The organism is Streptococcus infantis SPAR10 (assembly GCF_000279535.1).
Taxonomy (GTDB): domain Bacteria; phylum Bacillota; class Bacilli; order Lactobacillales; family Streptococcaceae; genus Streptococcus; species Streptococcus infantis_I.
On sequence record NZ_ALCH01000005.1, the window covers coordinates 22429 to 35822 of the forward strand.

A 13394-nucleotide genomic window follows, 5' to 3' on the forward strand; every position below is an offset into this window, starting at 1 on the left:
CACTTCTGAAGAAAACTAATAATAGAAGTGCAATATATTAAAAAAAACATAATGATTGTCATAGATTAAGTATTAATATACCAAACACACTAATTTTAGCACTAACGTATGCATTAGTCAACGAAATAGGTGCGAATTTCCTATAAATTTTGGAGTCTTTTGACTTGTTTTGACAAAATACCAAAACAGGCTTAAAATATAGAAATTCTAGGTGTTAATAAAAACCGTTTTCTTATTATTTTAGTTCAAAAAGACAAAAATTTTATAAAAGAACTTTCAAAGCTTTTTTCTGACTAAAAATATGATAAAATAGGTATGTTTGAACTAGAGCATATGCTCAGAAATTTAGAATAGGAGAATATGATGCAAGCAGTAGAACATTATATCGAAAAATTTGTTCCTGAACATTATGATTTATTTTTAGACTTGAGTCGTGAGACCAAGACTTTTTCAGGAAAAGTAACCATTACTGGTCAAGCTAAAAGTGACCGTATTTCCCTTCACCAAAAGGACTTGGAAATTGCTTCAGTTGAAGTAGCAGGTCAAGCTCGTCCATTTACAGTTGATAACGAAAACGAAGCCCTTCATATCGAACTTGCAGAAGCAGGTTCAGTTGAATTGGTTATTGCTTTTTCAGGTAAAATCACAGACAACATGACAGGAATCTATCCATCATACTACACAGTTGATGGTGTCAAGAAAGAAGTTTTGTCGACGCAGTTTGAAAGCCACTTTGCCCGCGAAGCCTTCCCATGTGTGGATGAGCCAGAAGCGAAAGCAACCTTTGATCTATCTCTTCGTTTTGACCAAGCAGAAGGCGAACTTGCCTTGTCAAACATGCCGGAAATCGATGTTGAAAATCGAAAAGAAACTGGTATCTGGAAGTTTGAAACTACACCTCGTATGTCTTCTTACTTGCTAGCTTTCGTAGCTGGTGATTTGCAAGGGGTAACTGCTACAACTAAAAATGGTACTTTGGTAGGTGTATACTCAACCAAGGCACATCCACTTTCAAACCTTGATTTCTCACTAGATATCGCTGTTCGCTCAATTGAATTTTACGAAGATTACTACGGTGTCAAATACCCAATTCCTCAATCTCTCCACATTGCCCTTCCTGATTTCTCAGCTGGTGCTATGGAAAACTGGGGACTTGTGACTTACCGTGAAGTCTACTTGGTTGTGGATGAGAACTCTACCTTTGCCAGCCGTCAACAAGTAGCCCTCGTCATTGCCCACGAGCTTGCTCACCAATGGTTCGGCAACCTTGTAACTATGAAGTGGTGGGATGACCTCTGGCTCAACGAAAGCTTCGCCAACATGATGGAATACGTCTGTGTGGATGCCATTGAGCCAAGCTGGAATATCTTTGAAGATTTCCAAACAAGTGGAGTGCCAGCCGCTCTTAAACGTGATGCAACTGATGGTGTTCAGTCTGTTCACGTCGAAGTCAAACACCCAGATGAAATCAATACACTCTTTGACTCTGCTATCGTTTATGCTAAAGGAAGCCGTCTCATGCACATGCTTCGTCGTTGGCTAGGAGATGCTGATTTTGCTAAAGGTTTGCGTGCTTACTTTGAAAAACACCAATACGGAAACACTATTGGTCGTGACCTTTGGAATGCCCTTGGTCAAGCATCAGGCCGTGATGTAGCAGCCTTTATGGATTCTTGGTTGGAGCAACCCGGTTATCCAGTTTTGACTGCTACAGTTGAAAATGATGTTTTGAAGATCTCACAAAAACAATTCTTCATCGGTGAGCATGAAGACAAGAACCGTCTTTGGGTAGTACCCCTTAACAGTAACTGGAAAGGTTTGCCAGACACACTCGAAACAGAAAGCATCGAAATCCCAGGTTATGCAGCGCTTCTTGCTGAAAACAAAACAGCTCTTCGTCTCAACACTGAAAACACTGCCCACTACATTACTGACTATCAAGGTGAATTACTGGATGCTATCCTTTCAGAATTAGTTGAACTTGATAACACAAGTAAGCTTCAAATCGTCCAAGAACGTCGTTTGCTTGCTGAAGCAGGACATGTATCATATGCAGACTTGTTGCCAGTCCTTGATAAACTTGCTAAGGAAGAGTCTTACCTGGTTGTTGCTGCAGTTTCTCAAGTTATTTCTGCCCTTGAGCGCTTTATCGATGAAGGAACAGAAGATGAGAAAGCCTTTAACACTCTGGTTGCTAAATTGGCCCGTCACAACTATGAGCGACTTGGCTTTGAAGCGAAAGACGGAGAATCAGATGAGGATGAGTTGGTTCGTCAATTGACCATTTCTATGATGATTCGTTCAAATGATGAAGAAGCTAGTCAGGTAGCAAGTCAAATCTTTGCAGCCCATAAAGAAAATCTTGCAGGACTTCCAGCAGCCATTCGTTCTCAAGTTCTTATCAATGAGATCAAACATCACGAAACTAAGGAATTGGTGGCGACTTATCTGGATCTATACACTCATGCAACGGATGCAGTTTTCAAACGTCAATTAGCAGCTGCGCTTGCATACAGTACAGATGCAGAAAACATCCAAACTCTTCTTGCAACTTGGAAGGACAAATTTGTCGTGAAACCACAAGACCTTTCAGCATGGTATCTCCAATTCCTTGGACACCAAGCTACCCAAGAAACTGTTTGGGTTTGGGCTCGTGAAAACTGGGATTGGATCAAGGCAGCCCTTGGTGGAGATATGAGCTTTGATAGCTTTGTTATCTTCCCATCACACATCTTTAAAACAGAACAACGTTTGGCAGAGTATAAGGCCTTCTTTGAACCACAACTTTCTGATCTTGCCCTTAGCCGTAATATCAGCATGGGTATCAAGGATATCGCAGCGCGCGTTGAATTGATTAAACGTGAAAAAGCAGCGGTTGAAGCAGTTGTTGCACAATATGGCAAGGCTTAAAAACTTCTTGACTAAATAGTATATAAAAACTCAACTTTCTCTTAGAAAAACAAGGAAAGTTGAGTTTTTTTTAAGATATTTTTGCTATAATGGATATAATAAGGAGGAATTTTTGATGATTAAAATTCTATTAGTGGAAGATGACCTAGGCCTGTCAAATTCAGTCTTTGATTTTTTGGATGATTTTGCAGATGTTATGCAGGTATTTGATGGCGAAGAAGGTCTCTACGAGGCTGAAAGTGGCGTCTATGATTTGATTCTCCTTGATTTGATGTTACCTGAAAAAAATGGTTTCCAAGTCTTAAAAGAACTACGTGAAAAAGGTGTTTCGACTCCTGTTCTCATCATGACAGCCAAGGAGAGTCTTGATGACAAAGGACATGGCTTTGAGCTGGGAGCAGATGACTATCTAACCAAACCATTTTATCTAGAAGAACTCAAGATGCGTATTCAGGCACTTCTCAAACGCTCAGGGAAATTTAACGAAAATACCTTAACGTACGGTGATTTGACAGTCAATCTATCTACTAATGAAGTTAAGGTTCAAGATGCCTCTGTTGAGCTGCTTGGTAAAGAATTTGAACTCTTGGTCTATTTCCTCCAAAACCAAAATGTCATCTTACCAAAAACCCAAATCTTTGACCGTTTATGGGGATTTGACAGTGACACAACCATTTCCGTTGTAGAAGTTTATGTATCAAAAGTTCGTAAGAAATTGAAAGGTTCAGCCTTTGCTGAAAATCTCCAAACTTTGCGTAGTGTTGGGTATATTTTAAAACATGTTTAAGAAATTAAAAAAGAATTGGTACGCAGAAGATTTTAGCTACTTTATCCGTAATTTTGGTGTTTTCACCCTAATTTTCTCTGCCATGACCTTGATTATCTTGCAGGTTATGCACTCCAGTCTCTACACATCAGTGGATGAGAAACTGCTATCTCTCAGCAACAATCCTCAGGACATCATTCAATTGGCCGTCAATCGTGCAACTGAAGACGTTAAGGATTTAGATAGTGGCAGTGTCGCTTCAGCATCTGATAAAAAGCCAAATGTGAGTTCCAATACTGAAGTGATTTTGCTAGATTCAAATTTGAATCAATTAGTGACTGGCAATCGCTTTTTGGGATTAGACAGAATAACTTTCAATAAAAAGGATTTAAACCATATCCGACAACTTCATGTTGTGAATAGCTACGGCCAGGATGAGATTTATCGGGTGGTCTTAACGGAAATGAATATTGATTCTGTTTCGACTAATATTAAGTATGCTGCTATACTGATTAACACAAGCCAACTAGAGCAAATTAGTCAAAACCACGAGCAGTTAATCGTGGTGGTAATGGCAAGTTTTTGGATTCTATCTATCTTAGCCAGTCTCTATCTTGCACGTGTCAGTGTTAAACCCTTACTTGAAAGTATGCAAAAGCAGAAAAGCTTTGTGGAAAATGCCAGTCATGAATTACGGACTCCGTTGGCAGTTCTTCAGAACCGTCTGGAAACTCTTTTTAGAAAACCAGAGGCGACTATTATGGAGTCAAGTGAGAGTATCGCTTCTAGTTTGGAAGAAGTTCGAAATATGAAGTTTCTAACGACTAACCTTCTCAATCTGGCACGTAGAGATGATGGAATCAAGCCTGAGTTTGGAGAGGTAGAGCCAGACTTCTTTAATACAACCTTTACTAACTATGAGATGATTGCGTCCGAGAATAATCGTGTCTTTCGTTTCCAAAATCGTGTTCATCGCACCATTATCACAGATAAACTCCTCCTCAAGCAATTGATGACCATTCTGTTTGACAATGCGGTCAAGTATACAGAAGAAGAAGGAGATATATATTTTGAGATTTCAACGAAAGAACGAAGCCTCTATCTAACGGTAGCTGATAATGGGATCGGTATTTCTGCAGCTGATAAAAAGAAAATTTTTGATCGTTTTTATCGCGTGGATAAGGCACGTACACGGCAAAAGGGTGGTTTCGGTTTAGGCTTGTCTTTAGCTAAGCAGATTGTCGATGCCTTAAAAGGCTCTATCAGTGTGAAAGATAACAAACCTAACGGAACAATTTTTGAAGTCAAGATAGCTATCACAACACCATCAAGACGAAAGAATAAATAAAAAAACCTTCGATTTATCGAAGGTTTTTATTTGAATTTTTTCTTGATAAAAGTGCGCTGAAATTGTAAAGCTATAAGACTGAGGCCGATAGCCAAAGCAAATGATAAAACAGTGTTCAATTTAAGCGATAAGAACATGAAACTAAAGATAGCTAAAAAGACACAGAAGCAAGCAATGTTAACAAAAAATAGGACTTCCTTTACACTAGCAACAGAAGTATTTTCTGGAACATAATCTTGAAACTGAGCAGTTTTTATACTTTCTTGTTCTAACTCATACGGGTGTAGTTTTCTTGCGGGCATATTTCTCTCCTTAACAGTACATTACTATTTTATCATTTTTTAAAGAGAGAATTATTACAGGATTGTTACAAATTGCATAAAATCTGTTATCAAGGCCAATTTAGGAATTCTTGACATGCTGATGGGAAAATGATAGGATGAGTAAACCGTTTAAACTTTATTATTTTTCTCTTATTTCAACGAGGGGAAATTTGATGGTTAAAACGAATAAAAATCATACACAGATGCAAATAAATTCAATTTTGAAGTAAGGACAGGATTCTTTTAAATTGATTCTAGTTGTTCATGACGAGATAGTTTTCTATCTTTAGTGCTATGGTAAAGAGGAGATTTGTTCCCTCGACAACAGAATACTTAAAGGAGATTGGCATGTATCTTGCTATCAAAGAAATTTTACAGAATAAACTGCGTTACAGTTTAATTCTAACAACTATTTTTCTTATTGCTTTTATGGTCTTTTTTATGACTAGTTTGGCTCTCGGGCTTGTTCGAAATAACAGGGCTGCTATTGATAATTGGCAAGCAACAGGAGTTGTGCTATCCGATTATGCAAATGATAATTTAACTGCATCCTTTATACCAGAAAAAGACTACAAAGATAAAGTGTCTGGGGATGCTGTTCCTCTAAGCTACATGTTTGCGGTGACAAACCTTGTCGATAGTAGTGACAAGATGAATGTCTCTATTTTTGGTCAAGAGTGGGACAGCTTTATCTCGCCAACCTTGATTGAAGGGCGTTACCCAGAAAATGACCAAGAAGTGGTAGTGGATCAGTCTTTTGAAAATTACGGCATCAAACTCGGGGACGCTATTCAACTCAACGGAAGTGAGACAAGTTTTAAGATTGTAGGTTTGACCAGAGAAAATAAATTTTTCACAGAACCTGTTGTTTTTACGAGCCTAACAACCTATTGGAATTTACAAGGAACAACAAAAGCTAATCGCTCTATCTCTGCATTGGTATTGCAAAATGATGTAGAAGTGACTGGCGATGGCTTGAAGCAGATTTCTATTAAAAAAATGATTTCGAAAATTCCTGGCTATACCCCTCAGGTCAATGTATTCTCAGGAATGATTCTGGCTATGATTGTCATTACAGGTCTGATTGTAGGAATTTTTATCTACATCATTACCATTCAAAAATTAGGCCTCTATGGCATTATGCGAGCGCAAGGGATTCAGATAAAATCCATCGTATGGTCCCTTTTCTGTCAGATTTTTCTTCTATCTGGTTTGGGTATTGGATTGGCCTTAGTAGCCATTTGGGCTGTCATCTTAGTTTTACCTGCAACCTTCTTTTTCTACTCTAGTTGGTTGGCATACTTTATGCTAAGCCTGGTCATTTGCTTGATGGCACTACTAGGTGGCGTCATTTCGCTTCCGCGTATACTTAAAGTAGATCCAATTACAGCGATTGCAGAATGATAAGGAGAATGATATGACGACATTAATTGAGATGGTTCAAGTGACAAAAACTTATGGCGAAGGCAATATGAAAGTTACAGCTCTCCATGAGACCAATTTTCAGCTAAACGCTGGGGAGTTTGTAGCGATTGTGGGGCCTTCTGGATCAGGTAAAACAACCTTTTTAACGACTCTAGGCCAACTTCAGGAAGCTTCAAGTGGAAAGATTCTAGTAAAGGGAAAAGAGACTGGGCATTTATCTGAAAAAGAAAAAACGGATTTGCGCTTTAGTGAATTTGGTTTCATCCTCCAGGCTTCAAATTTGATTCCATTTTTAACGGTTAAGGAGCAATTAGATTTAATTGACCGTTTGGATAAAAAGAAATCAGAAAAAAGTGACCGACAAGAGTTGTTCAATTTGTTGGATTTGGAAAAGGTTCAAAATCACTATCCCAAAGCTCTCTCTGGTGGTGAACGCCAACGAGCTGCAATTGCTAGAGCCCTTTATAATAATCCTAGTATTGTACTTGCAGACGAACCGACAGCTAGCTTGGATACACAACGTGCTTATCAAGTGACGGATATGTTGGCTTCAATTGCCCATGAGCAAGGCAGGGGAGTTGTCATGATTACGCATGATACTCGCTTGCTAGATAAGGTTGACCGTGTTTATGTGATGAATGACGGACGACTTGTTGAAAAGACACAGGCATAAATCTAAAAAGTGAACTGTTATTGGTACGGTTCACTTTTTTTAAAAATTTGGACTAACAAGACCCACTTTTCTATATAGCTGATTTTTTGGAAATGTGGTATAATTTTCTCTATGGAAAAGATTATCATTACAGCAACTGCTGAAAGTATTGAACAAGTAAAACAGCTACTTGAAGCTGGTGTCGACCGAATTTATGTCGGTGAGAAAGATTTTGGTCTTCGTTTGCCAACGACCTTTAGCCATGAAGAATTGCGTGAAATCGCAAAAATTGTTCATGATGCCGGTAAGGAATTAATCGTTGCGGTCAATGCTCTTATGCACCAAGACATGATGGACCGGATCAAGCCCTTCTTGGATTTTTTAGAAGAAATCAAAACGGACTATATCACAGTTGGAGACGCAGGTGTCTTTTATGTGGTTAACCGTGATAACTATTCTTTCAAAACGATTTACGATGCCTCAACCATGGTCACAAGCAGTCGTCAGATTAACTTCTGGGGACAAAAAGCAGGAGCGTCAGAAGCTGTTTTGGCGCGTGAAATCCCATCTGCAGAACTCTTCAAAATGCCTGAAATTTTAGAAATTCCTGCTGAGGTCTTGGTATACGGTGCTAGTGTCATCCACCATTCTAAGCGTCCACTCTTGCAAAACTACTATAATTTCACACAGATTGATGATGAAAAATCTCGTCAACGTGACTTGTTCTTGGCTGAGCCAAGTGACCCAGAGAGCCATTATTCTATTTTTGAAGACAATCATGGGACTCATATCTTTGCTAACAATGACCTTGATTTGATGACCAAGTTGACTGAACTAGTAGAACATGGTTTCACTCATTGGAAGCTTGAAGGTCTTTATACACCTGGCCAAAATTTTGTAGAAATTGCAAAACTCTTTATCCAAGCGCGCAATTTGATTCAAGAAGGTAACTTTACACATGACCAAGCCTTCTTGCTTGATGAAGAAGTTCGCAAGCTCCATCCTAAAAATCGTTTCTTGGATACTGGATTTTACGACTATGACCCTGATATGGTTAAGTAAACATCACAAAACCCGAAATAAAATGTTCGGGTTTTTCTAGTGTAAGGATGAATTTGAAGCGTATTCATGATATAATAGAAGTAGCTTTATTTGGAGGTGTATAAGTGGAAAATCTGAAAAAAATGGCAGGGATTAAAGCTGCCGAGTTCGTCAAAGATGGTATGGTTGTCGGGCTTGGAACAGGCTCAACTGCCTACTATTTCGTAGAAGAAATAGGTCGTCGTATCAAGGAAGAGGGCTTACAGATTACAGCTGTAACGACCTCTAGTGTGACCAGCAAGCAGGCAGAAGGACTCAATATTCCTCTTAAGTCTATTGATCAAGTGGACTTTGTAGACCTGACAGTTGATGGTGCAGATGAAGTAGACAGTCAGTTTAACGGAATCAAAGGCGGTGGTGGGGCCCTTCTCATGGAAAAGGTTGTCGCAACTCCATCTAAAGAATATATCTGGGTTGTTGATGAAAGTAAGCTAGTAGAGAAACTTGGTGCCTTTAAATTACCAGTAGAGGTTGTTCAATATGGTGCTGAACAGGTCTTCCGTCGATTTGAACGAACTGGCTATAAACCGAGCTTTCGTGAAAAAGATGGTCAACGTTTTGTGACGGATATGCAAAACTTTATCATCGATTTGGCCCTGGAAGTGATTGAAGACCCAATTGCTCTGGGACAAGAATTGGATCATGGCGTTGGTGTCGTCGAGCATGGGTTGTTTAACCAAATGGTGGATAAGGTCATCGTTGCTGGACAAGAGGGCGTTCAGATTTTAACTTCAACAAAAGCAAAATAATCAAAATAAAAAGGAGACACACTATGCCAAAATTTAATCGTATTCACTTGGTGGTACTAGATTCTGTAGGAATCGGTGCAGCACCAGATGCTCATAACTTTGTCAACGCTGGTGTTCCTGATGGTGCATCAGACACGCTTGGACACATTTCAAAATCAGTAGGTTTGAATGTTCCAAATATGGCAAAACTTGGTCTTGGGAACATTCCTCGTGAACAAGCCTTGAAGACTGTTCCAGCTGAGAGCAATCCAACTGGTTACGCTACGAAGTTAGAAGAAGTCTCTCTTGGAAAAGATACCATGACAGGTCACTGGGAAATCATGGGGCTCAATATCACTGAACCGTTCGATACTTTCTGGAATGGATTCCCAGAGGAAATCCTTACTAAAATCGAAGAATTTTCAGGACGTAAGGTTATTCGTGAAGCCAACAAACCATACTCAGGAACAGCTGTCATCGATGACTTTGGACCACGCCAAATGGAAACTGGCGAGTTGATTATCTATACATCAGCTGACCCAGTTCTTCAAATCGCAGCTCACGAAGATATCATTCCTTTGGATGAACTCTACCGTATCTGTGAATACGCTCGTTCAATTACCCTTGATCGCCCAGCTCTTCTAGGACGTATCATTGCTCGTCCTTATGTTGGTGAGCCTGGAAACTTCACTCGTACGGCTAACCGTCGTGACTTGGCTGTATCTCCATTTGCCCCAACTGTTTTGGACAAATTGAACGAAGCTGGTATCGATACATATGCAGTTGGTAAGATTAACGATATCTTCAACGGTGCAGGTATCAACCACGATATGGGCCACAACAAATCAAACAGCCACGGTATTGACAACTTGATCAAGGCTATGAAATCAGAAGACTTCAAACATGGCTTCTCATTTACAAACTTAGTAGACTTCGATGCCCTTTATGGACACCGTCGTGATCCACACGGCTATCGTGATTGTTTGCATGAGTTTGATGAGCGCTTGCCAGAAATCATTGCAGCAATGAGAGAAGACGATCTTCTTTTGATTACTGCTGACCACGGAAATGACCCAACCTATGCTGGTACTGACCATACTCGTGAATATATTCCACTTTTGGCATACAGTCCATCCTTTAAAGACAATGGATTAATTCCAGTTGGACACTTCGCCGACATATCAGCAACGGTTGCGGATAACTTTGGAGTTGAAACTGCCATGATTGGTGAAAGTTTCTTAGATAAATTAGTTTAAGATGATTCGCTACGCTCTACTTGTTAGAGGTATTAATGTCGGTGGAAAGAACAAGGTGGTCATGGCTCAACTGCGTCAAGAATTGACGGAGTTGGGATTAGAAAATGTAGAAACCTACATCAATAGTGGTAATATTTTCTTTAATAGCATTGTGCCTAGAACTAAATTAATAGAGAATTTACAGGCTTTCTTTGAAAGACGCTATCCATTTATTCAGAGTTTTTCCTTGCTGAGTCTTGAAGACTATGAAAAGGAGCTTAGAAATCTTCCTGATTGGTGGAATCATGAGATGGCTCGAAAAGATGTGCTCTTTTACACTGAGAGCTTGGATGTGGATCAAGTCATCAAGAAAGTGAACAGTTTGGAACTGGTCGATGAAGTGCTTCATTTTGGGGAATTAGGGATTTTCTGGGCTAAATTGTCAGAAGCTAGCTACTCTAAAACAGCTTATCATAAGCACTTGCTTAAGATGCCTTTCTATCGCAATATTACCATTCGTAACGCTAATACCTTTGACAAAATTGGTCAATTTTTAAAACATAAAGAAGGAGATACCTAATGACATTATTAAATAAAATCAATGAAACAGCTGCATTTTTGAAGGGCAAAGGAATCGAAGCTCCTGAGTTTGGCTTGATTCTTGGTTCAGGACTTGGAGAGTTAGCTGAAGAAATTGACAATCCAGTTGTTGTAGACTACGCTGACATTCCAAACTGGGGTCGTTCGACGGTTGTCGGGCATGCTGGTAAATTGGTTTATGGTGATCTTGCTGGACGTAAAGTTTTGGCCCTTCAAGGACGTTTCCACTTCTACGAAGGAAACCCACTAGAAGTGGTGACTTTCCCAGTTCGTGTCATGAAAGTGTTGGGATGTGAAGGGGTGCTTGTCACCAACGCTGCTGGTGGTATCGGCTTCGGTCCTGGTACCTTGATGGCTATCACTGACCACATCAACATGACTGGTCAAAACCCATTGATCGGTGAAAACTTGGATGACTTTGGTCCACGTTTCCCTGATATGTCGAAAGCTTACACTCCAGAATACCGTGAGACTGCTCATCAAGTAGCAGACAAATTGGGCATTAAACTGGATGATGGGGTTTATATCGGTGTAACTGGTCCAACTTATGAAACACCAGCTGAAATCCGTGCCTATAAGACTCTTGGTGCAGATGCTGTCGGTATGTCAACTGTTCTTGAAGTTATCATCGCGGCTCACTCTGGTTTGAAAGTTCTTGGTATTTCATGTATTACCAACTTTGCGGCTGGTTTCCAAGAAGAGCTCAACCACGAAGAAGTTGTGGAAGTGACAGAACGCGTCAAAGGCGACTTCAAAGGATTGCTGAAAGCGATTCTTTCTGAATTGTAATCATGTTACATGAGTTGAGGAGGAGTCTTCAGAAGATCCCATATAACCTCAAATTAGTTCTAGCGGTCATCATGCTAGGGCTAGTTTCAGGTATATTCGGAATTTTGCTCCATTATCTTTTAGAGCTGGTCGAAGGGATTGCTTTTGGTCAGACAGAGCATAACACTGGATTCTTGACAGATGGGGTTGCCTCATCACGGATAGGTATCAGTTTAATCATCCTAGGCGTCAGTTCTGCCTTGGTATGGTATTTCTTGCAAAGAAAAGCAAAGATTTTTTCCATCAAAGCGCAGATGAAAGATGAAACATCACAATACAAACTTCATTTTTTAAAACAACTAGTTCATTCAATTTGGCAGATTGTTGCAGTTGGAGGAGGAGCGCCTATCGGTAAGGAAGCTGCGCCACGGGAGATTGGAGCTTTATTTGCAAGACCTATTGCCAATATATTTTCTCTCTCCGTGAAGGACCAAATCTTTCTCATTGCCTGTGGAGCTGGTGCGGGTTTAGCAGCTGTCTATCAGGTTCCGTTAACGAGTGTGTTTTTCGTTTTTGAAACCTTGGGAATTGCTTTATCTGTCAAACGTTTTTTCTTGGTTGGTCTGACTACATATGTATCAGCCTTTATAGCAGGCTTTGTTGTTTCAGATCATGCTCTCTACCAGATTCCAGCTTTGACTTGGTCACTAGGTGATATGTGGCTTATTCCCTTATTAGTTCTTTTCCTGACTCCACTCGCTTGGCTTTTTAGTCGCTTCAACAAACAAGCTTCTTCAAAGAGAATTAAGGACAAGCGGATACTCTATACTCTGCCTGTAACATTCCTTTTCCTTGTTGGATTGGCTAGCCATTTCCCTCATCTACTTGGTAATGGGCGTATGATGGCTCAGGAAATTTTAAACGGCAGTAATGCAAAGACGGTAATCCTCTTATTTGTCTTGAAAGCCTTGGTCGTTTTAGTCACCCTTTGGGCAGGTGCCTATGGCGGTACCTTGACCCCATCTTTTGCCTTGGGGATGGCAGGAGCTGCACTCTTGACCATGTTTTTAGGTAGTGGCAACCAGCCAGCAGTTTTACTATTAGGTTCGGTTTGCTTTTTAGCTGTGACCTTGAAGGCACCCCTGTCTGCAACTGGATTGGTAATGGGTTTCACTGGTCAGTCATTTGAGGCTATGCCTTTTCTTTTGGTGACTGCTTATTTGGCATTTAGTTTTGCTAGAATGCTGGACCGAATCCCTTGGGAGAAATACTTAGACCAAAGACAAGGATAATAGAAAATTAATAAGAATACTCTAGTTTTTCTAATCCAAAATATATTTTAAATTTATAATCAATATCATTTAATAAAGAAAGGTAGAGCATGTGTTCAGATTTGAACACAAGCGGAAAGCTTTTTTGAACAAAATACACACAGAAAGGATGGGTTAACCGTATTCGCTGAACTGAATACTGTTTACTCTCCTCTAAATCATAAAATTTAAGAAAGAAAGGAATTGAACCCACCCTAAAAGCAGTGG

12 protein-coding genes are annotated in these 13394 nt (G+C 39.9%); 11 read left to right on the plus strand and 1 reads right to left on the minus strand.

The genetic code is table 11. From position 1 onward, the window contains the following. Positions 1 to 363: 363 nt before the first annotated feature. From SPAR10_RS08735 to SPAR10_RS08745, 3 genes are all read left to right on the plus strand, one after another. A complete protein-coding gene (locus tag SPAR10_RS08735) occupies positions 364 to 2910 on the plus strand; it encodes a M1 family metallopeptidase (protein ID WP_004253102.1) in 2547 nt (848 codons plus the stop codon). A gap of 115 nt (positions 2911 to 3025) precedes the next feature. Beyond that, complete coding sequence (locus SPAR10_RS08740; RefSeq protein ID WP_004253103.1) at positions 3026 to 3697, plus strand: response regulator transcription factor; 672 nt, start codon at positions 3026 to 3028, stop codon at positions 3695 to 3697. After that, a complete protein-coding gene (locus tag SPAR10_RS08745; RefSeq protein WP_004253105.1) occupies positions 3690 to 5024 on the plus strand; it encodes a sensor histidine kinase in 1335 nt (444 codons plus the stop codon). Before SPAR10_RS08740 ends, SPAR10_RS08745 begins: the two co-directional genes overlap by 8 nt. 26 nt (positions 5025 to 5050) lie before the next feature. Here the strand turns inward: SPAR10_RS08745 and SPAR10_RS08750 are convergent, their stop codons facing one another. Then, on the minus strand, positions 5051 to 5326 hold the full coding sequence (locus SPAR10_RS08750) for a DUF3270 family protein (protein ID WP_004253106.1): 276 nt from the start codon (positions 5324 to 5326) through the stop codon (positions 5051 to 5053). Between the two features lie 369 nt (positions 5327 to 5695). Between SPAR10_RS08750 and SPAR10_RS08755 the strand changes: the two genes are divergently transcribed. The 8 genes from SPAR10_RS08755 to SPAR10_RS08790 all read left to right on the plus strand — a co-directional run bounded on the left by SPAR10_RS08755 (position 5696) and on the right by SPAR10_RS08790 (position 13148). After that, positions 5696 to 6751: an ABC transporter permease gene (locus SPAR10_RS08755; RefSeq protein ID WP_004253108.1), complete on the plus strand. Its 1056-nt coding sequence runs from the start codon at positions 5696 to 5698 to the stop codon at positions 6749 to 6751. A gap of 13 nt (positions 6752 to 6764) precedes the next feature. After that, positions 6765 to 7445 (plus strand): ABC transporter ATP-binding protein, encoded by a 681-nt coding sequence (locus SPAR10_RS08760; RefSeq protein ID WP_004253116.1) that lies wholly within the window; start codon positions 6765 to 6767, stop codon positions 7443 to 7445. Between the two features lie 111 nt (positions 7446 to 7556). After that, positions 7557 to 8486, plus strand: a complete 930-nt coding sequence (locus SPAR10_RS08765) for a peptidase U32 family protein (protein ID WP_004253128.1) — start codon at positions 7557 to 7559, stop codon at positions 8484 to 8486. A 104-nt stretch (positions 8487 to 8590) separates the two neighbouring features. Then, positions 8591 to 9274, plus strand: a complete 684-nt coding sequence (gene rpiA, locus SPAR10_RS08770) for a ribose-5-phosphate isomerase RpiA (protein WP_004253130.1) — start codon at positions 8591 to 8593, stop codon at positions 9272 to 9274. 23 nt (positions 9275 to 9297) lie between these two features. Further along, entirely contained in the window at positions 9298 to 10509 is a 1212-nt protein-coding gene (locus SPAR10_RS08775; protein WP_004253132.1) for a phosphopentomutase, read from the plus strand. A 1-nt stretch (position 10510) separates the two neighbouring features. Continuing rightward, positions 10511 to 11068: a DUF1697 domain-containing protein gene (locus SPAR10_RS08780; protein WP_004253133.1), complete on the plus strand. Its 558-nt coding sequence runs from the start codon at positions 10511 to 10513 to the stop codon at positions 11066 to 11068. After that, entirely contained in the window at positions 11068 to 11877 is an 810-nt protein-coding gene (locus SPAR10_RS08785; RefSeq protein WP_004253136.1) for a purine-nucleoside phosphorylase, read from the plus strand. The genes SPAR10_RS08780 and SPAR10_RS08785 overlap by 1 nt, the downstream gene beginning before the upstream one ends. Positions 11878 to 11879: 2 nt before the next feature. After that, complete coding sequence (locus SPAR10_RS08790) at positions 11880 to 13148, plus strand: chloride channel protein (RefSeq protein WP_025170569.1); 1269 nt, start codon at positions 11880 to 11882, stop codon at positions 13146 to 13148. Positions 13149 to 13394 lie beyond the last annotated feature (246 nt).